Origin of the sequence: Leeuwenhoekiella nanhaiensis (assembly GCF_002744755.1) — a bacterium.
GTDB lineage: Bacteria > Bacteroidota > Bacteroidia > Flavobacteriales > Flavobacteriaceae > Leeuwenhoekiella > Leeuwenhoekiella nanhaiensis.
The window spans coordinates 302715-324983 of sequence record NZ_KZ319287.1; the positions used below are offsets into that span (position 1 = coordinate 302715).

Annotated in this window: 23 protein-coding genes; 8 read left to right on the plus strand and 15 right to left on the minus strand. The window is 43.0% G+C overall.

Going from position 1 to position 22269, the window contains the following annotated elements:
- Positions 1–46: 46 nt before the first annotated feature.
- From CJ305_RS01425 to CJ305_RS01440, 4 genes are all read left to right on the plus strand, one after another.
- Positions 47–634, plus strand: coding sequence for a hypothetical protein (locus tag CJ305_RS01425; protein ID WP_099644449.1), 588 nt, complete (start codon positions 47–49; stop codon positions 632–634).
- Positions 635–821: 187 nt separating this feature from the next.
- Positions 822–1265, plus strand: a complete 444-nt coding sequence (locus CJ305_RS01430) for a hypothetical protein (RefSeq protein ID WP_099644450.1) — start codon at positions 822–824, stop codon at positions 1263–1265.
- 116 nt (positions 1266–1381) lie between these two features.
- Entirely contained in the window at positions 1382–1939 is a 558-nt protein-coding gene (locus CJ305_RS01435; RefSeq protein WP_143469332.1) for a hypothetical protein, read from the plus strand.
- A gap of 11 nt (positions 1940–1950) precedes the next feature.
- Complete coding sequence (locus tag CJ305_RS01440) at positions 1951–2451, plus strand: nuclear transport factor 2 family protein (protein ID WP_099644452.1); 501 nt, start codon at positions 1951–1953, stop codon at positions 2449–2451.
- A 2-nt stretch (positions 2452–2453) separates the two neighbouring features.
- Here CJ305_RS01440 and CJ305_RS01445 read toward each other — a convergent pair whose 3' ends face one another.
- Complete coding sequence (locus CJ305_RS01445; RefSeq protein WP_099644453.1) at positions 2454–3095, minus strand: hypothetical protein; 642 nt, start codon at positions 3093–3095, stop codon at positions 2454–2456.
- A gap of 100 nt (positions 3096–3195) precedes the next feature.
- On the opposite strand from CJ305_RS01445, the gene CJ305_RS01450 reads away from it, so the two are divergent.
- The gene (locus CJ305_RS01450) at positions 3196–4521 is read left to right on the plus strand and encodes an aspartate kinase (protein WP_099644454.1); all 1326 of its coding nucleotides are present in this window, start codon (positions 3196–3198) and stop codon (positions 4519–4521) included.
- A 197-nt stretch (positions 4522–4718) separates the two neighbouring features.
- Here CJ305_RS01450 and CJ305_RS01455 read toward each other — a convergent pair whose 3' ends face one another.
- Together CJ305_RS01455 and CJ305_RS01460 are read right to left on the minus strand one after the other, a co-directional pair.
- Positions 4719–5519: an SDR family oxidoreductase gene (locus CJ305_RS01455; protein WP_099644455.1), complete on the minus strand. Its 801-nt coding sequence runs from the start codon at positions 5517–5519 to the stop codon at positions 4719–4721.
- Positions 5520–5547: 28 nt separating this feature from the next.
- On the minus strand, positions 5548–7854 hold the full coding sequence (locus CJ305_RS01460) for a M20/M25/M40 family metallo-hydrolase (RefSeq protein WP_099644456.1): 2307 nt from the start codon (positions 7852–7854) through the stop codon (positions 5548–5550).
- A 227-nt stretch (positions 7855–8081) separates the two neighbouring features.
- Here CJ305_RS01460 and CJ305_RS01465 point away from each other — a divergent pair, with 227 nt between their 5' ends.
- Positions 8082–8543, plus strand: a complete 462-nt coding sequence (locus CJ305_RS01465; protein WP_099644457.1) for a CBS domain-containing protein — start codon at positions 8082–8084, stop codon at positions 8541–8543.
- Positions 8544–8687: 144 nt separating this feature from the next.
- On the opposite strand, the gene CJ305_RS01470 is transcribed toward CJ305_RS01465, so the two are convergent.
- From CJ305_RS01470 to CJ305_RS01495, 6 genes are all read right to left on the minus strand, one after another.
- The gene (locus tag CJ305_RS01470; protein ID WP_099644458.1) at positions 8688–9449 is read right to left on the minus strand and encodes a CDP-alcohol phosphatidyltransferase family protein; all 762 of its coding nucleotides are present in this window, start codon (positions 9447–9449) and stop codon (positions 8688–8690) included.
- Positions 9442–9930 (minus strand): DMP19 family protein, encoded by a 489-nt coding sequence (locus CJ305_RS01475; RefSeq protein WP_099644459.1) that lies wholly within the window; start codon positions 9928–9930, stop codon positions 9442–9444. The genes CJ305_RS01470 and CJ305_RS01475 overlap by 8 nt, the downstream gene beginning before the upstream one ends.
- A 110-nt stretch (positions 9931–10040) precedes the next feature.
- Positions 10041–11930, minus strand: coding sequence for a T9SS type B sorting domain-containing protein (locus CJ305_RS01480; RefSeq protein ID WP_099644460.1), 1890 nt, complete (start codon positions 11928–11930; stop codon positions 10041–10043).
- 81 nt (positions 11931–12011) lie between these two features.
- Positions 12012–12359: a hypothetical protein gene (locus CJ305_RS01485; RefSeq protein ID WP_099644461.1), complete on the minus strand. Its 348-nt coding sequence runs from the start codon at positions 12357–12359 to the stop codon at positions 12012–12014.
- A 33-nt stretch (positions 12360–12392) separates the two neighbouring features.
- A complete protein-coding gene (locus CJ305_RS01490) occupies positions 12393–12920 on the minus strand; it encodes a YfiT family bacillithiol transferase (protein ID WP_099644462.1) in 528 nt (175 codons plus the stop codon).
- 58 nt (positions 12921–12978) lie between these two features.
- Positions 12979–14358 carry an aminotransferase class V-fold PLP-dependent enzyme gene (locus CJ305_RS01495; protein ID WP_099644463.1) on the minus strand — a complete coding sequence of 460 codons (1380 nt, stop codon included), beginning with the start codon at positions 14356–14358 and terminating at the stop codon, positions 12979–12981.
- Between the two features lie 427 nt (positions 14359–14785).
- Between CJ305_RS01495 and CJ305_RS01500 the strand changes: the two genes are divergently transcribed.
- The gene (locus CJ305_RS01500; RefSeq protein WP_099644464.1) at positions 14786–15118 is read left to right on the plus strand and encodes a single-stranded DNA-binding protein; all 333 of its coding nucleotides are present in this window, start codon (positions 14786–14788) and stop codon (positions 15116–15118) included.
- 65 nt (positions 15119–15183) lie between these two features.
- Here CJ305_RS01500 and CJ305_RS01505 read toward each other — a convergent pair whose 3' ends face one another.
- The gene (locus tag CJ305_RS01505; RefSeq protein ID WP_223248773.1) at positions 15184–15660 is read right to left on the minus strand and encodes an HD domain-containing protein; all 477 of its coding nucleotides are present in this window, start codon (positions 15658–15660) and stop codon (positions 15184–15186) included.
- Positions 15661–15808: 148 nt separating this feature from the next.
- Positions 15809–17719: an acetate--CoA ligase gene (gene acs, locus CJ305_RS01510; RefSeq protein WP_099644466.1), complete on the minus strand. Its 1911-nt coding sequence runs from the start codon at positions 17717–17719 to the stop codon at positions 15809–15811.
- 236 nt (positions 17720–17955) lie between these two features.
- Between acs and CJ305_RS01515 the strand changes: the two genes are divergently transcribed.
- Entirely contained in the window at positions 17956–18429 is a 474-nt protein-coding gene (locus CJ305_RS01515) for a hypothetical protein (protein WP_099644467.1), read from the plus strand.
- A gap of 50 nt (positions 18430–18479) precedes the next feature.
- On the opposite strand, the gene CJ305_RS01520 is transcribed toward CJ305_RS01515, so the two are convergent.
- The 4 genes from CJ305_RS01520 to CJ305_RS01535 all read right to left on the minus strand — a co-directional run bounded on the left by CJ305_RS01520 (position 18480) and on the right by CJ305_RS01535 (position 22256).
- Positions 18480–20252, minus strand: a complete 1773-nt coding sequence (locus CJ305_RS01520; protein ID WP_099644468.1) for a sodium:solute symporter family protein — start codon at positions 20250–20252, stop codon at positions 18480–18482.
- A 40-nt stretch (positions 20253–20292) separates the two neighbouring features.
- Positions 20293–20568, minus strand: a complete 276-nt coding sequence (locus CJ305_RS01525) for a DUF4212 domain-containing protein (RefSeq protein ID WP_099644469.1) — start codon at positions 20566–20568, stop codon at positions 20293–20295.
- A 139-nt stretch (positions 20569–20707) separates the two neighbouring features.
- Positions 20708–21220, minus strand: coding sequence for a hypothetical protein (locus CJ305_RS01530; protein WP_099644470.1), 513 nt, complete (start codon positions 21218–21220; stop codon positions 20708–20710).
- Between the two features lie 133 nt (positions 21221–21353).
- Positions 21354–22256 (minus strand): histone deacetylase family protein, encoded by a 903-nt coding sequence (locus CJ305_RS01535; protein WP_099644471.1) that lies wholly within the window; start codon positions 22254–22256, stop codon positions 21354–21356.
- Positions 22257–22269: the final 13 nt, after the last annotated feature.

Below are 22269 nucleotides of genomic sequence, written 5' to 3' on the forward strand. Positions count from 1 at the left end.
CATTATGAAAATCAGATCTGGCTGTTATTTAATTTAAAATCATATTATGAGAACGATAAAAATAGCTTTGGGAACGTTGTTGCTTACCGGTGCATTGATTTCCTGTAAAAATGATCAAAAAGAGGCTCAGGTTGAGGAGCGTACCGAAAATGAACAACAGGTAGAGAAAGATTCTGCAGACCTGGAGCGTTTGCGTTATGCGGAAAACGCTGATACCGGCCTTAAAAAACCAAGACTTCCTGAGAATTATGAGATTGACTGGGACGCTGTGGAGTCTGACCCAAAAATGCGGTCTGATATTGAAGCGTGGAATGATTACAACACTTTTTCAGCTTCCGTAAAATCATTAGGTCTTAAAGAAGTGCCACAGGAAGAAATTACAGATTATATAACCCGTTTGGAGCAGGAAGCAAATAATTTGCAGAATACCATTCCGGCTTCTGTGATGACGGAAGAAGTTCAGGAAGACATAAAAGACATTCGCGAAGAGGTTGCAGACCTTAGAATGGTTATCAAAAAATACGGAACCGACGAGAAGAAAATTTCGAATCAGGTAGAAGAACTCATTGAAGCCTATGACGATTTAAATGAGGAGTTACAGGAAACCGCTTCAAAAAAAGGGGTAAGCCTGTAAGATCAATATTGAAATTTCAAAAATTATTAGAATCCTGCCCTTTACCGGCAGGATTTTTTTTTGCGCATTGTTAAAATTCGGCCTGCTTTTTTAGAAATACCCATAATTTTTAAGGAAAGCTTATCATATATTCGGAGCTTGTAAATGACTAATCTCTTTAATTTTACCCAATTAAAGTCCCCAGGCCTTGAAACTCAGTATTTTAATAGTAACATTAAGCTTTATTTCTTTAACCGCCTGCAAAAACGCGGACGAGCCTAATGTGCATGATCTTGATTTAAAGGTCCCCGTGGTATCACTTGATCCCGAAGCATCTGAAGCTGTACAGGAATGGACGGGTTATTTGGAGCTTGAAAAAGATTTAGCTCTTATCGCAAATACCAATGCTTTAAATGCTCTTGATTTATTAGATGATCTGGCCCTTAATAGCAATCAAATGGCGCTGGGAATACCCGAAACCCTTGCTACTCCTTCCATTCTTAAAAAGATTAAACGCATCGATTTAGAAATTAATGATTTTTACGCTAACGTCAACCGCAGCGAAACCCGCGAGTGGGTGGTTGAAAAGCATATTGAGACTCTGGTAAAAGCCTTTGATACCTTAAACAAAGAACTCAACCGCAGTTTATAGTCGCTAGCCGACTCATTTTCCAATTATTACGCTTCCCTGAATTTTCAAACTTTTTAATCAACAGCATTGCGTATTTTTACGGCATGCGAATACTCCTTTTTCTAACTACATGCTTTTTGCTATTTGCCTGTAAAGAAGAGCAAAAAGAACTTGAAGACCCTCGTGCGGCTACCGATACGCTGCAAATTTCCTTTTTAGAATTTAAAAAACCCAATATCATACTCACTCCGGCAACGCGTGAGGCGATCGCCGGTTGGGAATATTATAACACCTTAAGCGAGAATATTGAAGCGCTTGATACGGTGCGCCTGCGGTTTTTACGGCAGTATTCAAAGAAATATCTGGATAACGCTGCTGCTTTAGTAACTAAAACTCCGGATTCTTTAATAAACAATGCTATACGAGCTCGGCTATTGGTTGTTTATTCTAAAATGAATACCACTATTCAGGAAGCTTCAAAACTACAGGTTGATACGCTTGCCGTTTCGCAGGAAGGAACTGAATTGTACAACGCCTTTCAAAACCTAAAACTGCAGCTTAATCTCAAACATCAAAAATCTATTGAAGAGTTGCTGGAAGAATTTGACATTGAAGCCGATTCGCTGGCCACTGCACGAGACACCCTAATAGGCGACAGGAGGCAAAGAGGCACTTTAAATCCAATTGATAACTAAAAATCACAGCGATGAAATTCAAAATAGGTTTACTATTCCTTTTGATAACTCTGGGATTGCATGCGCAGGATCGCGATGCAACCGAGATGGCCATCAACACCCAACTTGAAAAATGGCACAAGGCAGCTGCTGATGCAGACTTTGAAGCGTATTTTGGTTTGATGACTAAAGATGGCGTCTTTATTGGCACTGATGCTGACGAAAACTGGCAGCTTGATGACTTTAAAGCTTTCTCAAAACCCTATTTTGATGCAGGGAAAGCCTGGAGTTTTAAAACTCTTGAGCGCACCATTTACCACCCGAAGAAATCAAAAATCGCCTGGTTTGATGAACTTTTAGAAACCCAGATGGGCATTTGCAGAGGTTCGGGCGTGATGCGTCTGGACGGTAAAGAATGGAAGGTGCAGCATTATGTACTTTCGATCGCCGTGCCTAACGAAAATGTGTCTGAACTTACCGAACTGAAAAAGGCGCACGATAGTTTACTTATTGCCAAAATGCGGGCGAATTAAGTTTATCCCTTTATCTCATTAACCAATGCGAAGGCCTGGTTTACATATTCTTTTTCGAGAAACAATGTAAAATAGTTAGAGGTGGAAATCGCTTCAAAAATGGGAATGCCCTCATAAGCCAACAGCTTAAAGATATAAAAGTAAAGACCTACCGTCTTTGAGTTATTGACCGGAAGCGCAATGGAAAGCGAGGATAAATCGTGCTTTACCATCACGCAGGTTTCATTTTCAAAACAGCGCTCTACAATATCGGTAAGATCATTGGAGACCAAAATATTACTCTCGTGAAAGGTACTCGAGTAGGTCAAATAGGCTTTGGGAATACGCTTGGTCTCCTCCAGTAACCGCGACTGACTCTCCAAAATCGTATTGGAGTTGAGAAAGGTAAAATCGGTTATTCCGCTGCGCACCACAATATCACCCAGATCGCGCATCATACGCTCATCAAGGCGTTTCTGGGGATAATACCGACGTAAGGCCATCACAATAGAACCCACGTTAACAGGCTTGCCCAGTTCTTTTTCAATACGGGGTTGAAAATCTTCGGCCAGGGCACTGTAATTAATGATTTTACGCATTAAAGCGTCTTCGGTATACGGTTGATGCTTGATAAGCTGCTCAACCACAGAGGTTATGGTTTTCAATGTTATATATTTAACAATTTGTACAAATTTATATAAAATTGTTGAATTTTTTTAAGCTTCATTTTATTGGCTGTATCTATGCACCACTAAAATGAAGATGATGAACGTTTTAAAATTTGGAGGCACCTCAGTAGGAAGTGCTCAAAATATTAGAAAAGTAGTAGAAATACTTGGAGTTACTGAAAACCCAAAAATCGTGGTGCTTTCGGCTATGTCTGGGGTAACCAATATGTTGGTTAGCCTTAATCAGGCCAGTATTGATAAAAATGCTACCGCTATACAGGAGGTTTTGGCGCAATTAAAAGCCAAGCATTATGAAGCGATTGCAGATTTATTTTCGGCAGAAAATCAGCCTGAAGCACAGGCGCAAATAGATAGTTTTTTAGCTAATATTGAGCAAATAGCTGCCTCGGGCCGCACGCTGACCACCTATGCAGAATTGGTTACGTATGGGGAAACTATGCTAACATGGATATTCTCTCAATATTTAACGCAGGAAGGCGTGTCTAACGTATTGCTTGATGCAAGCAGCTTTATGAACGTGGGTACCGTTGAAAACCCGGATATCGAAGCAGTTTCTAAAGCATTATTACCCCAGTTAGAACAAAACCCTTCTCAAATTTATATTACTCAGGGCTTTGTGTGTCGTGATGATCGCGGAGCTTTGGCTACCTTAAAGCGTGGTGGAAGCGATTTTAGCGCGACTATTATTGCCGCTGCGGTAAATGCCGATGGCGTACAGATCTGGACAGACATTGATGGTTTACACAATAACGATCCGCGTTATGTGGAAGAAACCAATCCTATTGAACATTTAACCTATAATGAGGCGGCTGAACTGGCTTATTTTGGGGCCAAAATATTACACCCGCAAACCGTGGCTCCGGTTATTGACCGTGACATTCCGGTGTGGTTAAAAAATACCTTTGAGCCTTCAGCAGCAGGGACCAAAATCTCTAATGAGTATCACAATCGGGGCCTGAAAGCTATTTCGGCTAAAGATGGTATTACCGCGATCAAAATCCGTTCTAACCGAATGCTGGGTGCACACGGTTTCCTGCGCACCATTTTTGAAGTCTTTGACCGTCACGAGACCTCCATTGATATGATTACCACTTCTGAGGTTGCGATCTCGCTTACCATCGACGATACCACAAACCTGCAGGCGATAAAAAATGAACTTTCGGTAATCGCTGAAGTTACGGTTGAAGAAGATCACAGTATCATCTGTATCGTGGGTGAAAACCTGATCGCCGATCAGGAGTCGTATAAAGCTTTTGGTATACTGAATTCAATCCCTGTGCGTATGATTGCGTATGGTGGTAGTAATAATAATATCTCGTTGTTAGTACCTACGCGGGAGAAAATTAATGCCTTGCGGTATTTAAACGCGCAATTGTTCCAGTTACAGGGAGCAATAGCTTAAACTTTTGTTAGTTAGTGTTAGCCTTTCTTCTGACCAACCAGGAGATTAACATGAAAAACCCGGTGTTGTGCTTGCCGGGTTTTTTTATGGGCCTATGCCAAAGGCTAAAATCCCCACACGGCTATTTTTTACCAGTTAGTGTAAATACTGAAAATATTTCCTTTTTACAGCTGTTCTTAGGCTTATGCCAAAGGAACTTAAGGCTGTACCTGAAAACGGTAACCCAACACCGATTGTATAGTAACCGAATCTACCTGCTTAAAGGTTTCTTCGTCTTCGCTGTCGTATTGCGGTGGCTCCAGATTGAGTGCTTTTGCCTGTTGTGTGTAATAGTCTTCTTTGGTAGGATGCTCGGGATGTACAGCATTGATGATGTGGCCAAAAGCGTTTTTGTAGATTACCGCCAGAATAATCCCGATACAGTCTTCGCGATGAATCAGGTTTACCGGTGCTGCGCCATTGCTGAGTCCGCTGCGGCCGGCCAGGTATTTCACCGGATTGCGCGTACCGCCTACGAGTCCGCCAAAGCGAATGATACTGGTTTTAACTGCAGGTGAAGTAAAAAACAACTGTTCGACTTCTACAAGCTGCTTGCCTTTATCGTCTTGCGGTTGTGGCAGGTCAGCTTCGGTGACTTTGCCCTGAGCATCATCATAAACCCCGGTGCTACTGATGAGAATTACTTTTTTAACGTTAGATTTTTCGACCGCATCAAGCAATTGAGCCATCCGCAAGGCATGATTGTGACCGGTGTTGCGACGTAGGCCCGGCGGAATGAGAATGATCAAAATTTCGCTTTGCGCTAAAAAGCCCTGAATCTCTCCGCGGATTTCGTCTTCAGCGATTTCAACACGGTAGATGTCAAAGCCGTAGCTTTTTAATTCCTCTTGTTTGGACTGCGAGGTGACCGATCCTTTTACCTGATGTCCCAGTTCCTGCAAGCGGGCGGCCAATGGCAAGCCCAGCCAGCCCATACCGGCGATGGCAATTGTGCTCATAATTTTTTCTTTTTACCGAAAAAACCTTTTAAAACTGAATATCCTGAATGGTAATCAGGGCATCAGTATTTACAAAAGGCATCGGCGTGCTGTTTGCGGGGCGCGAAGGTAGGCCAAAGTCGGGGTTTTCTAAAAGGTCGTAACTGAAATCAAGCAGCGTAAAGCGCAGCGAATCGGCTTCGGCAATGGTGAGACTTACCTCAAGCGGCTCCCTGTTGCTCAGACGGTAGCTCAATAGATAGTCTGAGTTGCGATCTGCCAGCGGAGCTTCTTCGCCCTCACGGGCTTCAACTTCCTGGCCGTTAAAGTTCAGTTTTATAAACCGGGTTTCTTTCGGACTTAGAAGCACCATATCGCGCACATTTCGTTGCGGAAATACCGTAAAACGCAGGTTACGCTGTCCGTTGATTACCGTATCAGTTTCGGTATAAACCTGAGAAGGCGCTACAAACTGGATTTCGGTTTCCTTAGCATAGCTAAAGCGACTGCCGTATTTACCCGATCCCGGACTGTCAAAAATTTCGGACGCTGGCTTTGGATTTTCGCCCAGAATTTCAGCAAGCCAGGAGTCGATATGCGTGTTATACGTCGCGTAAAATGCCTTGTTACTGGTCAAATCGTGTACATAATTGATGCTGGACGGAAAGCGGCGTTCTTGGGTAAAGTCGCTTTTGGCATAAGCCGAAATAAATGCGCCGATACTTACCAAGAGGAACAGCGTCGCGAGGCGACCTTTCATCTTGTAATAGCCCATCACGGGAAGCAATAACCCAAAAAGCAATACGCTTAAAGCGGTGGCAGCAACCAGCATTTTTAATCCCAAACCTACCGGAAATTCTTTGATGTAATGCGCCACGATAAATAAAGCCGGAGCACAAAGCAGCGTGAGCAGAAACAAATTCGGTTTGTTGCTGCGCAAAATGAGGAATACGGCCAAAAGGGCAAAATACACCGGGATTACAAAGAACGAGGCGCCTTCCAGATAGATGCCCACTCCGGACGCGATAAGCAGCCAGAAAAAGACAGGGGTAAAACTCAGGTTTGCCGCATCGTTAGGCCGGTAAAAGAGTTTGTAAACATAAAAGGTAACGGCAAGCGTAAGTGCAACAAAGCCTGCTAATAGTTCGTAGCCGTTGTATGGAAAGCCCTGTAAAATATCGGCCTGTGCGGGATCGAGAGCCAGGATGGCTTTCCAACCCCAGCTTATTCCGTAGGCCAAAACCAGAGAAATAAGCAAGGGCAAAAAGCCGCGAAGCACTCCGCGAATACGCAGTTGTTGTTTCCGCAGGCCGTAAATGAGCACCACAAAAAATAAAATCCAGGCGAGGATGAGCATAGGGACAATCCAGCTAAACGGATAATAGACCATTTTCAGGAGAGGCACATTAAAATACACATAATCCTGATCGGCCTTTAAATTGAGGTTTGCATCTTTAAAATAATCGAGCAGGGCGGTAAGATAACGCCCCTGATGCTCCAGCGATTCCCGATCGAGGCGCGAGGCGATGTCATTAGCAGTATGATAGTCAAAGTGATCACCAATAAAAGCGAAGAAAAACCCGTCAATATCCCCATTTTCCCGCAGCACGGTAGAATCGGTATCATTGGGCAAAAGTTTGTAGACGCTGTACATTAGGGAGTTTGCGTAGGGATGCGAGGGGTTGGCTTCGGCAAACGCCTTGATAAGGCCGCCATTGCCGCCATTGGTCTCTACAATCATGTTCGAAGGGCCACCGCTTCCGCGGGCTTCAAAGTTTAAAGCCAAATCAACATCTTTCGCCCAGGGATGCTGATTTACAAAAACCGAAGCGCCATTAAGACCCAGTTCTTCGGCATCCGTAAAAAGAATTATGATGTTGTTTTTAGCAGGCGCATCCTGCGCAAGAAAGGCTCTGATACTTTCTAGAACTGCAGCAACTCCGCTACCGGCGTCGCTGGCTCCGTGAGAAGCGGTATGCGGCGCGCTGTCGTAATGTGACATCAGCAGGAGGGTCTGGTCGCCCACGCTGCCGTGGATGCGGGCGATGATGTTTTCGGCCCGGCTTAAAGCACCCCAACCCGGTTTGTAGGCAAAATCGCTTTGCACTTCAATCTCAAGTCCCATTTCTTCAAGCGTATTTATGATATAGTTCTGTACCTGCCCGTGTGCCGGCATTCCTACGGCGTGGGGTTTTTGAGCTAACGAATCAACATAGACCATCGCACGGGCGGTTGAGAATTCGGTAAGCGGGGTATCAGGACCTGATACGCTTTGGGGTTTGTGGGTGTAAAAACTGAAATAGGTAAGCCCCATCAGGAGCAAAAAGGAGAGTATCGCAGCGTAGTTGACTTTCATCTGTTTAAAGTTTTGTGATCTACAGATAATCCCTATTTGCTTACACCTGTAGGTATTGACTATTTATGAAACATCCATTTTGGGCTTTCCTGGATATAGTACGGGTTTAAAGGTAGTGGCTCTTTCGCTTTTAAACAAGATACGGGCAAATTTGACGGTATGTTAAAGAAAACGTTTTCGAAAATTCAAATAAAATGCCTAATTTAAAGAGTCTAAAATCTAACTATATGGGAATCAAGAGTTTTATGGGCAAGCGGTCTAAAGCCGTCGCCGAGGAAGTAAACATTAAAGTGTCAGACTATATGACCACCAAACTGATCACCTTTACACCAGACCAGTCGATTATGGATGTGATGCAGAAGCTGATCAAACACCGCATCTCCGGTGCGCCCGTGGTCAATGAGAATTATGAACTGCTGGGCGTGATCTCAGAAGGGGATTGTATTAAGCATATTTCAGACAGCCGATATCACAATCTGCCTATGGACAATGCCACCGTGGGTCAAAATATGGCGATTGATGTAGAAACCATAGATGGAAATATGAATGTTTTTGACGCCGCCCGTTTTTTTATAGAGCGAAAGCACCGGCGTTTTCCAATCGTGGAGAACGGTAAACTGGTAGGTCAAATCAGCCAGATGGATGTGATTAAAGCCGCCTTAAAACTGAAAGGAAACACGTGGAAATAACTAAAACTACAACAGGAAACAGATAAGCGATTGGGCGGCCAATCGCTTTTTTTGGTTTTAGGGAAAGCTATTTTTTAAAGAGTAATTTGCTTTGGTAGAATTTGATAAGTTTGAAAATTTATTAAACTTACCGGAAAGCTTTATTTAAATCACCTTCCTTACCCCAATAAAAACAGGAATTAAAAACGTCATTACCAAAAATACCGGGATTACAAATCCCTCCAATCCCGTGGCCAGCAAAATACTGATCAGCAGCAGTTGAAACCCTAAACCAAATACAGACACCAGGGTCATAAACCAGCCGGGCAGTTTACTGCTTTTTACCGCACTTGGATCAAGCCTGTAAATGATTTTATCAAAACTGCTATAGAGCAGGGTGTAGAGAAAATACATCGCATTTACCGCGACCTGACTCTCGCCGGCAAGGGCAAGCGGTCTGGAGTCTTCAAAAATACGACTGGTTGTATCCCCGTTATGGCGGTTACGTAAAATCACATAATAATAATTGTAGAGGGTGCCTTGCAGTTGCAAGCCTATAAATGCCAGAAAAGCTAACCAAAGAGGTGTTTCGGTGATAAGCGCAAGTGTGGTGAGCAGGACAAAATTGAGTACAATGTCTGCCACCGAATCGTAATAGCGGCCGGTATACGAGGGCGTGTTTTTAAGACGTGCAAGTTCGCCATCAGACGCGTCGAGTATCGATTTTAAAATGAGTAACAATGCCGCGCTTAGGTAATACCCGTAGCTGATGCAAATCACTGCAGCCAGCCCCGCAACTATAAATGCGGTAGTCAGATGAATGGGAGTACAGGAGGTTTCTTTAAAACGTTCGGCTATAGACCGGCCGGCCGGTCTTCCGTAATCGGAAAGATCTGTAAAGGCGTATTTAGGAGGAAGTTTAGACATCGCCCTGCGTATTGGAAAGCGGCATAAACTGCTCCTGATTCTTCCGGATGTAGGTCGCCAATAAATCGGCTACGGGCTCTCCACTTTCAAATAGTTGGTTAAATAGACTTTCCCAGTGTTTGCGGGTGCTTTCGTGCAAACCTTTGATAATTGAAAGACGTTCGGCCTTGTTTTTCGGTACCTTTTTATCCGGAAAAACACTCATAGCTTGTTCGAGCAAGCGTACGGTTTTATAAGCTTTGATGTTGGAATAGGCCCCAATAATCTCGTGTGTAAATTGCCCGGAATTCAAAAAAAAGGACTCCAAACTGCCGGTATTTAAGGCAGCTTCAAAAACGTCGAGATAGATAAAGGTTTGTTCTGCCGGGTTGAGGTGTTCAAACTGATCGCGTTGTTTGATTTTTGGAGTGATGATTTCGCCAACGGCCAGAATAAGCGCCTGATTGTCTTCAAGCGAAAAAACAGAATCGGGATTATGCATGCAACTAAGAACTAAACCTTTTAAGAAAGGTTTTTGAGCTCCAAACTACACCGGTGCTCTTCTGCTGCAAAGATAGGTTATAAAAGTGCAACACCGTATCTTTTAATTACCTAGCGCTTGAGTGTAAAATGCCCAATAACAACCTGATCATTATCAAATAGAGCACGATACCAGTAATCATCAGAAGGTAAATTTTTTCCGTTATACGTACCGTTCCAGCTTTGTCCTTTCTCAATAGATTTAAGCAGTTTTCCAAAGCGATTATAAATATAAATGGTATCAATAGGGTTTTCGTTAGAAGAAACTGGAGACCATAAATCGTTGTATCCATCCCCATTTGGAGTAAAAAAATCAGGAAAAACAGATTGATCAAGTCTTTCCTCATCCCTGTCAGGATTTTCTTCTTCTTCCGGTAGATTTGCATCGCAATTTTCCAAGAGACCTACCTGAACTATTTCTTCCGTAAAACATGTGCCTGTTTGGTAAACCTTTACACGATAAACACCCAGGTTTTCATCATTAAGCTTTGATATTATGGGATTTTGTAATGTACTTGAAAAACCATTTGGACCATCCCATTCATATCGTACGCCATCAGATGCATTTAACTCAATATTAGAATCAGGACATTCAAAAAGTGAAATTATTCTGTTGTTTTCAAGGGTATCAAAGTCATCAGAAATTGCTGATTTTATAATCCACCAATCTCTACTGTAATTATCTTCTGTTTTATCTCCAGATTGACCTGAACCAGACCAGCCTACTTGCACATAATTACCATCTGTATCTTGAATTGCGGCCATATTGCGGTCAAGACCATTACCTCCATAACGCTTATCTTTAATAAAATCACCGTTTTGATCAAGAATCGCCAGCCAATAGTCAGAATCGCCACGAGGTAATTCACTCACGTATCCTACAGGTTGTGAATACGAATCTCCACTTACAACAATATTACCCTTTGAATTTTCCAATATAGATCTTGGCTCATCTGTACTGTCACCACCCAAGGTCTTATCCCAAATTATTGTTCCGTCAGGTTCAAATTTTAAAATCCAGAAGTCAATAGAATTACAGATGGGAGACTCAGACTTATCAAACCCTATTTGTGACAATGATGAGCCTGCAATAACAAAGTTTCCATCAGAGGTTTGAATTATATCTGCGCTATAATCGCCATTATCCCCACCATATATCTCCTCCCAAATAATATCACCGTTTGAATTGATTTTAATTACCCAAAAATCTGCTGTGCCGGAGGGACTGATCGCATCTTCTGATTTATCCGCTGAAGAAGGAGAGTTTGAACTTCCTGCAATTATAAAATTAGAATCTCCTGCTTCAATTATTTTTGAAGATAAATCTATACCACTACCACCCAAAGTTTTTTGCCAAATTTCATTACCGTCAAAATCTAACATTACAAGCCAAATATCTGAGTTGCCTTTTAGCTCGGCTGTTTTATTTCCTGAAACAGGACTGTCAGATTCACCAAGAATCAGGTAGCCTTCAGAGGTTACTACTGCATTTTTAGGTTCATCTCTACCGGTTCCACCAAAGGTTTTGTCCCATACAATATTACGATCGGCATCTAATTTAATTATCCAATAGTCTCCATTACCTCCATAATATGGAGCTGTTTTATCACCAGAAATGCGAGACCAGGAATCACAAATAAGTAAATAACCTCCATCGTCTGTTTCAATTACATCATGCACATATTCAATAAAGTCACTTCCAATGGTTTTCTGCCAAATAATATCACCATTTGTTTTATCCAGGGATACGAGCCACAAATCAGAAGATCCATTATTTGACCCTGTCACATCACCACTTGAATTATAGGTATACCCGGCCAGAAGATAATCTCCATTTTTATCTTGTTTAATAAAGCTGCACCAGTCGTTTTCAGATCCTCCCAATGTTTTTTGCCAGATAATTTCCTGAGCAAAAAAGTTATGGGTAAAGCAGAGAAGAATTATGAGTATTAGTTTATTCAATAAGGTCTATTAAGAATGGGATGGCAAAATAGAAATTTTATACAAAAGAGAATATTTTTTCTTCATGAACGAGACGAATACCTACTTGCGTTTCACCAGCGCATAATAATCGCCTTCAAGCGGTAAATAGCCCTGATCGTACACAAAGTAATAAACGGTGCCGGCTTTGGTAGTATAAATGCTGGTAAAGAGATTAAAATCAAAGCCCAAAACTGCAAGCTTGTCGCGGGTAGTTTTGGTTTTGTCTTCGGGATTGAGCTCTTCGAGAATGCGGTAATTTTTACGTAATTGGTTATTGGTGTTGCGCACCAGATTGCGTTGATCGCTGTTGAGCTTATTGTTTGCCGCATTACGACAGGCGTCGCTGCAATACTTTTTATCAGCGCGGCCAATAATCTTATCACCACATTCAGGGCAGGTCTTGCTCATATTCTTAGAAATTCATTCTAAAATAGTGATTTTCTAAGATTTAAGCGCGATTTTCATATGTTCTAAATGATGACGGCAATGCCAGTCATACATACCTGTGGCTTCGGCAAGGCTAAAACGCTTTCCGTGTTCGGGATGTATATATTCACGGGCAAGATCATCACTTTGTAACGATTGAAGCAATGTTGCCCAGCGTTTGTGCAGCGCTTTTAAGAGTTGTAGTGAAACTTCCGCATCAATGGAAACCACATCGGGTAATAAAGCCCAGCGATCTTCTAAATAAGGCCTGATGACCGGTGACTCTTCGGTAAGGGAGAGTTTAAAACGGATAAAGGCGTTCATATGGCTGTCTGCACAGTGATGCACCAGTTGCAAAACCGACCAGCCTCCGGGTCTGTAGGTTTTATCGTAATCACTCGTGGAAACCCCATCCAGTTGTTGCGCTACCAGCTGCGGAAATTCTTCCATCGTAGCAATCCATCGGTTCAGGTGGGAAGAAGTTATGACTTCCGGCTTTTGAAACTTGCCAATTGGGTATTTTAAATGTTCAATATCAGACATCGTTGGGTTCATTATATAGTCTGAAATTAACCATTTTTGCCTGCGCAGGCCCATGCTTTCAGCTTAATTCTTTCGCGAATGCGATAAAATAATCCAGATCTGCCTTTGTGGTTGCAATTCCCACCGATATCCTTGCGGCACCACGCATCTTTTGTAAGGCATTGATGATCTCTCTATAGCCTCCCTGAATATTTGCAGTAAAAAAGTCGGATAACTCTTCTGGAGATAAATCGTTGTTGATTTCGTCTATCCCGGGATTGCAAAAACAACCCGTGCGCAGGGAGATGTTGCAGGCATTAGCCTTTTGCTCCACTTCTTCAAAAGGGATGGTTCGGCCCTGAGCATCAAAAAAGTTCATAATAAGCGTACCTCCGGTTTTTTCGCGATTCCCGGGGCCATAAATTTTCACTTTAGAAATCCCATTAGCATGCCTAAGGTTTTTAAGTTGGTCAAAAAGGTAGTGGGTAAGCGAATTTACGCGCGCATTAATGCGATCAATACCAATGTTGTCTATGTGATCAAGCCCTATTTTTAAAGCAGGAATGTCCAGATAGTTTAGTGTTCCGTTCTCGTAGCGCTCGTGATTGTTGGCTAAAAAGTGGTGTGCTGACTTCACACTGGCCAGAGTCACAGTGCCACCGGCGAACCAGGGTTTGCAAAGTTTGTTGAATTTCGATTTTTTCACCAAAAGACAACCTAATCCCGTGGGGTACCCAAAAATTTTATAAAATGAGATGGATACAAAATCGGGTTGAACCTCTTGTAAATCAAGTGGCGAACTCGGCACAAAAGCGGCGGCGTCGAGCAAAACGTCCCAGCCTTTTTGCTGAGCATAGGAAACCCAACTCAGGTCGTGCTGCACGCCCGAAACATTGGACTGAGCGGGATAGGCAAAAAGCCGGTTTACTCCCTGAGGCGGAGCCGAAAGGGCTTCTTCTAAAGCCCCGCTATCTACGCGCAGGTCTTCTAATTGCATCGGGATATGGTGATGTTGCCCCCCTTTAGACCTGCAATATTCCCTGATTCCGTTTACCGAATTGTGATTGTCTGCAAACAACACGTATTCTGAACCTTGCTGAAAAGGATAGCATTCACCAACGATTTTAAGTGCTCCCGAGGCATTTTGGGTAAAAATGCAGAAGTAGTCTTTGGCATTGAAATACTCCAAAACGCGATCCCGTGCTCCCTCAACCAGGCGCGTGGCGTGCATAGAAGTAGGATTGGTAGAATGCGGATTACCAAACGTATGTTGCTTTAACACCTGATGATGCGCATCAAGCTGACTTGCTGCATACAGATTTCCACCCGTATAATCCAGATAAACATGTTTCTGTTCATCAAGGCGGCTGTATTCCTTCTTGCGTAATTCATTAAAAAAATCCTCATCTACGAGCGTATGGAGCTGGCGTCGTTTTGGTTTAAAGAGTGTTGCAAACATAGTCTGGTGTTAGTTGGTAATTACTGAAATCCCGTTTCTCTAGTTACTTTATGAAGGAAATAGGCTTTGGTTAACAGGATGCTGCAAGTTCTTTTGAATTTGAATTTGGGTCAACGGGTAATTTCCCCTTTTGACAGGGGAAATAGGAGGAAATAGTTTAAGGGAATTAATTAGGGAAGAAATAGTAGCGGACAGCTTTTTAAATTTTAAAATTCTGATTTTCAATTTTTTGTATGAAAAATATCCGTTTGCAAATGCTTACAAACGATTATAAACGAAAGTAACTGTTTACTAACCGATTGTTTTTTGGTGGCTGTCTAATCTTTGCATCGTCAATCAGTTACAGGAAACCATCTGTGGTGAAGACAAATGAGATTTCCGCCTTCGCGGAAAAATATATTAACTGTTTAACGTAAAAACAAAAATCATGAGCACATTAAGAAACAAAGTACAGTTGATCGGAAACTTAGGAAATGATCCTGAAATCGTAAATCTGGAGTCAGGCAAAAAGCTGGCGAAATTCAGCATTGCGACTAATGAAACCTACAAAAACACCAGGGGCGAGCGGGTCACAGATACGCAATGGCACAATGTGGTTGCCTGGGGTAAAACTGCGGAAATCATTGAAAATTATGCTACCAAAGGAAAAGAGGTTGCCATAGAAGGTAAATTGACTTCCCGCTCGTATGAAACCAAGCAGGGCGAGAAGCGCTACATCACCGAGATCGTATGTAATGAATTGTTGCTGTTGAGTAAATAGTTTCGACGCAATTTTTAATCACAAAAAATCACTCAGCTGCCTGTATTGTGGCTGGGTGATTTTGTTTATTTTGATAATTTTTTGAGCTCCGCCTTTAGATTTGTTTTGGCCTGAAACTCATATTTTTCTTTAAAATGGGGAGTTTTAAATAGTTGCTCTTTGTCTAAGAAGCTCTTGAGAACCTGGATTCGTCCTTTTTGGTATAAAAAGTTAGGATAGATGGAATATTCCTTTCTGATATTTTCAGTATAGGTTTCGTAATCTTCCGGACTTTTCCCGAGCACATGAAGGTCTAAGTCTAAAAGAATATTAGTGTCATTGTGCTCAGACCATTCGTGGTGTTTTGTTGCCAGAATTTGATCAAAGCTATTATCTACGTACTTAAATTTAGTTGGGGCAATATGTTCCCTAAATATCTGGGCACTTTTATATTCATTGTTTTTGCGTGTCACCTTATAAATGATGTCGTGATAAAAGATCGAAAACAATATTGCATCCTTATTTTCAATATGCTGCTCAACTTCCGGCAAAAGAAGAAGCATATCTTCAAGGTGTTTTATATTGTGATAATGTCGTGACCGGTGGTTGTAGTTCTTAAATAGTTGATCCCAACATTTTAGATTATAGGATAGATCTTCAGAATACCTGTTCAGAAGCTCTAAAAATCTATCCTTGATCATAAACTTGAAATTACTTAATCACATTATCCATCACTTCCTGAACCACTTCAGGGTTTAACAGGGTACTGGTGTCGCCCAGGTTTGAGGTGTCGTTTGAAGCGATTTTACGCAAAATACGACGCATTATTTTTCCGCTTCGGGTTTTGGGAAGGCCGCTGGTAAACTGAATTTTATCCAGTTTAGCGATGGGGCCAATACGGTCTGAAATCAACTGATTGATTTCCTTCCTCAGATTGTCCTGATTTCGGGTTTCTCCGGTTTCTTTAAGAATCACATACCCGTAAAGCGCGTTTCCTTTTACCTCGTGCGGGTAGCCCACGATGGCACTTTCGGCCACTGCGGGGTGTTCGTTAATCGCATCTTCAATGGGTGCGGTTCCCAGATTGTGACCACTTACGATCACTACATCATCTACCCGACCGGTAATACGGTAATAACCTACACTATCGCGTAAGGCACCATCACCGGTAAAATACATATTTTTAAAGGCGGAAAAATAAGTGTCTTTATACCGCTGGTGATTGCCCCAAATAGTGCGCGCCATAGACGGCCACGGGAATTTGATACACAATCTACCGTCCACCTGATTGCCTTTGATCTCTTTTCCTTCCTCGTCCATAAGCGCGGGCTGAATTCCGGGCAACGGCAAGGTCGCAAAAGTTGGGATCGCCGGGGTAGAGTAGGGAATGGGCGAGATCATAATACCGCCGGTTTCCGTTTGCCACCAGGTGTCAACAATCGGGCATTTTTTCTTCCCGATATTTTCATCATACCAGTGCCAGGCTTCCTCATTAATGGGTTCGCCAACGGTGCCCAAAACCTTCAGCGAAGACAAATCGTATTTCTCCACGTGTTCCAGGTTTTCTTTGGCCAGAGCGCGTATTGCGGTAGGGGCGGTATAAAACTGCGTCACTTTATGCTTGTCTACGATTTCCCAAAAGCGCCCGTAATCGGGATAGCTGGGTACGCCTTCAAACATTACTGAGGTGGCGCCATTGGCCAGCGGACCGTAAACAATATAGCTGTGACCGGTGATCCAGCCGATGTCCGCAGTACACCAGTACACATCGCCATCGCGATATTGAAATACATTTTTAAACGTAAACGCGGTATACACCATATAACCGGCGGTGGTGTGCACCATACCTTTGGGCGTTCCGGTTGAGCCTGAAGTGTAGAGAATAAACAGCGGGTCTTCGGCATCCATTATTTCGGGTTCGCAGGTGGCTTCGGCGGTATCGAGAAGGGGTTGCAACCATTTGTCGCGGCCTTCTTTCATCTCTACTCCAGAATCAATTCGGTTAACAACCAAAACCGTTTCTACACTATCGCATTTTTTCAATCCTTCGTCAACGATTCCTTTTAAATCGATTGTTTTGCTACCGCGAAAAGAGCCGTCGCTGGTGATTACCATTTTACAATTGGAATCATTAATACGTGTGGCAAGAGCGGTCGAAGAAAAACCGGCAAACACCACCGAATGAATAGCACCTATACGCGCGCAGGCCAGAACCGCAACCGCCAGCTCCGGGATCATCGGCAAGTAAATACAGACGCGATCGCCTTTTTCAATGCCTTCGGCCTTTAAAACATTAGCCATTTTACACACCCGGTCGTGCAGTTCGTTGTAGGTTATGTGCAGCGCCTCTTCGTCCGGATTATTGGGTTCAAACAAAATAGCCGTTTGATCCCCTCGCGTGCGTAAATGCCGGTCGATGCAGTTTTCGGTGATGTTGAGTTGGGCACCTTCAAACCATTTAAATTCGGGTTTTTCAAAGTCGTAGCTTAACACGTTATCCCAGCGTTTGTGCCACATAAAATGCTCTTCGGCGATCTCTTCCCAGTAACTTTCAGGATTGCGTACTGATTTGCGATAGACTTGAAAATATTCTTCTAAATGTTTGATATGGTAATTACTCATGCCTTTTTGGTTGTTATTTGACTTTAGTCCCTAAAAATACTAAATCGATGTCGAACATGTTGATTCTTAATTTTCACATCCCTTTTATAAATGTTAATAATTTCAAAAATCAGCATTTTGTGGTAGGGTGATTGAATGTTCAGTTGTCTTATTGACAAACAAGGACAAATCCTAAACTCTTAAACCCTGAATAATAAGAATTACACTTATTTATGAATTTTCTAAATTTTAGAACGATGAAGACACAAAAGAATATGCTGTTACTACTGGTTTTACTACTATTTCCGGTTTTTTATCTAAAAGCTCAGGAAACAGAAATAAAACAGGGCACAGCGGTAAGTGCTGAAGTACAACAGGAATCAAAAGAAGCATACTATACCCGAAGAGCACGGGAAGATGCAAAATTTGAACAGCAATTTGAGGCCAAAACGGAAGCAGAAGAAGAGGAATTTTGGAAAAATCAAAAAGATTATGAGAAAAATCTTAAAAAAAACGATCCAAAAGCTTACCGGGCTTATAAAAGAGGAAAACGGGATGCCTATCGTGAGCATCAGGAAGTATGCGATGCCCATTGTCACCATAGTGCCCATTATCACAATCATGTAAGCTTTTACTATCAACGGGAATACCGTCCTGCCCCCAGGCCGGCGAGTACGCACATCTCAACCGGCTTACGGGTAAATACACCCAGAATCGGGATTGGTTTTTAAAAACAGATTGGTACTAAATCAGAAACAGCCCGGATGCGGGCTGTTTGTATTTAATGACTTTGCGCTTCTCCCGCACCGCTGGGGATGCGTATATGTTCCACAATTTCCTGAACGCTCTCGGGTGGTGCCGGTGTGAGTCTGGAAACGATTACTGAGATGATCACATTAACCGTCATCGCTACCGTCCCAAAACCTTCTGGCGAAGTGTCAAACCACCATGCTGAAGCCGGAAGCGGTTCCATGACTCCTATGAGGCCTGTTTTAAAACGTATCATATAAAACAGCATCAGGATGATGCCCACAACCATCCCACTGATGGCGCCTTGCTTGTTCATACGTTTGTCAAAAATACCCAGAACGATTGCGGGGAAAAACGATGCGGCGGCAAGCCCAAAAGCGAGCGCTACAACCGCGGCCACAAATCCCGGCGGATAAATCCCAAACAAGCCTGCAACGATAATGGCCACAAAAATGCTGATGCGGGCGGCCATCAATTCGCCTTTTTCAGAAATATTGGGTTTTAATTGTTTTTTGATCAAATCATGAGAGACTGAAGTTGAAATCACCAATAAAAGTCCGGCTGCAGTAGAAAGCGCAGCGGCCAGTCCGCCGGCAGCGACCAAAGCAATCACCCAAGCAGGCAATTGTGCAATTTCTGGATTTGCCAATACCATAATATCCCGGTCTACATAAAGTTCATTGGTTTCGGCTGAAGCATTTGCGATAAGACGTTCACCGCTGGCGCCGCGCGCCTTGGTAAATTCGGGTTTTCCGGTGGTGGCTTCCCCGTTTACATATTGAATTTTTCCGTCCCCGTTTTTATCGCTCCAGGCGATCAGACCGGTGTCTTCCCAGTTTTTAAACCATTGCGGCAAAGCAGTATATTCCTGATTGCTCACAGTTTCGATTAAATTAGTACGGGCAAAAACCGAAACAGCAGGTGCGGTGGTGTATAAAATGGCGATCAGTAAAAGCGCGAGACCGGCAGATTTACGGGCGTCTTTTACGTTAGGCACGGTAAAAAACCGCACAATTACGTGCGGAAGACCCGCCGTCCCGGCCATTAGGGCAAGCGTAATGGCAAAAACATCCCAGGTAGATTTGCTACCTTCGGTATATTCCTTAAAGCCTAATTGGGTGTGAAGGGTGTCGAGTTTTTCAAGCAGATAGGTGCCATCTTCCACACGACCACCCATTCCGATCTGAGGGATGATGTTGCCGGTCATTTGGATGGAAATAAAAATCGCCGGTACCATAAAGGCAAAAATCAACACACAATATTGTGCAACCTGCGTGTACGTGATGCCTTTCATTCCGCCTAAAAAAGCAAAAACCAAAACCACAGCCATGCCTATAATTACGCCGGTTGTGATTTCAACCTGAAGAAATTGAGAAAAAACAATACCCACGCCGCGCATTTGCCCGGCCACGTAGGTAAACGAGACGATGAGCGCACAAATCACCGCAACGGTACGCGCGGTATTTGAATAATAGCGGTCGCCTATAAAATCGGGTACGGTGAACTTGCCAAATTTACGGAGATAGGGCGCCAGTAAAAGCGCCAGCAAAACGTAACCGCCTGTCCAGCCCATCAGGTACACCGAACCGTCGTAACCGGCAAATGAGATAATCCCGGCCATAGAAATGAAAGAAGCAGCACTCATCCAGTCGGCAGCGGTGGCCATCCCGTTTGCGAGCGGAGAAACGCCACCACCCGCGACGTAGAATTCTTTGGTAGAGCCGGCACGCGCCCAGATGGCGATCCCAAAATACAGGGCAAAAGTGATTCCTACTAAAATCCAGGTCCAGAGTTGAACGCTCATAATTGGGTTGTTTTAATTTGTAAAGCGAAAGTGTAAGCGGTTATTTTTTTCGGCTATTGGGTTCGTTACAGCCGTATTTCTTATCAAGGCGATTCATAAGCCACACGTAAACGAAAATGAGCATAACAAAAACATAAATGCTGCCTTGCTGCGCAAACCAGAAGCCCAGTTTAAAACCGCCTAAACTATATCGATTGAGAAAATCTTTGAAGAGGATACCGCAGCCAAAGGAAACTGCAAACCAAATGAGGAGTAAGACAGCAAGATACTTGAGATTGGCGCGCCAGTATTTACGGGCATTTTCAGGAATGGACATAACAGTTTAATTGTTAATTTTTTACTAATATAATTCATTAATTAGAAGTGTGCTACCTGCACTTACCCGTTTTACGAAAAAACAGGGCATAAAAAAACCCGTTTCTATTGAAACGGGTTTAAGAAGTGATTTAAATATTTTATAAACCAACGGTTACTTTAGCATTAGACTTAATTGTTAATGTGAAAGTAGCACCGTCAGCGTTGCTTATGGTACCATCTACAGAGACTGTAGCTTTGGCATCAGATTTAAAATCGTTTTGTAAAGCGTTGATAAATGCGGGATCACTTACTGTACCTGTGGTACCGTTTGCAATAGCAACATTTGTTAAAGTAACAGATTTATCACCGTTGCTGATAGTTCCGGTCAACGTAGTTCCTTCAGTAGCAGTTACGTTAGAAATGGTGTAGGTAAAGCCCTGAACCGCTACAACTTTAATACGATTTAGATTATCTAGTACGTCTTCATCTTCAATTTCAATTACATAATCCTGCTCTACAGAGGTATTTCCTTCAGGAATTACGACCGTTCCAGAGGCACTTAGATCGTTCAAATTTACTTCAAGATCTGGAACTAAATCTTCAACTGCATCACACGAGTTAAGCGTCAAGGCGAATAGGCTAAGGGCAAAAAAGGTTTTTAAGGTTTTCATAATTTATTTGGGTTGTTAAATTCGTTAACAAAAATAACGCAATCCTGATATTGTACAAGTGCTAAACGGAAAAAGGGGGAAAATCACCGCATTTTTAGGGTAATCTCTTTAAAGTGAGGGATTTATTGCGTTTTTAGAAATAGATTTCCTGCGCCAGACGATAGGTATTCGCGTGGGCCTCAATAATGATTTTAATATCGGGAGAATAGCCGCCGCCCATACTCACCTGTACCGGAATTTCGCTTTCGCGAAAACAACTCAATGCAAACCGATCGCGTTCCCTGCAACCTTCAGGGGTACACGATAGCCTTCCGAGTTTATCGGTTTCCAGAATGTCAACACCGCTTAGGTAGAAAATAAAATCGGGTTTTACCTGCTCAATTAAGCCAGGCAGGGTTTCTTTCAGCTTTGCTAAATAATAGTCGTCGCCACTTTTATCTGGAATAGCGATGTCTAAATCTGAAACCTCTTTTTTAAACGGATAATTCCCCGCGCCGTGCATACTAAGGGTAAAGACCGAAGCGTCATTTTGAAAAATCTCTGCCGTGCCATTGCCCTGATGCACATCGAGATCTACGATAAGGATTTGTTTGGCAAGTCCGTTTGACTGCAGATAGCGCGCTCCAATCGCCTGATCGTTCAGCAAACAAAAAGCTTCGCCGTGATCGCTGTAAGCGTGGTGGGTGCCGCCTGCGATATTAAAACTGATCCCGTGTTCTAAAGCAAACTCACAACCCAAAATGGTCCCCTGTGCAATAATCTGCTCGCGATCTACCAACTCCTGAGACAACGGAAAACCAATTTTTCGCGCTGCGCGCCTGTCGAGATTCAGGGCTTTTAGATTGGTGACGTATTCTTTAGTATGAACGGCAGTGATATAGCGTTCTTCGGGAAAACCCGGCTCGTAAAAGTTGGCCTGCGTACAGGTGCCTTCGTGCAGGAGCTGTTTGGGGAGCAGTTCGTATTTTTCCATCGGGAAGCGGTGCCCTTCGGGTAAGGGATGGCGGTAGATGGGATGGTAGGCGATTTTAAGCATTAAACAAGGGTAG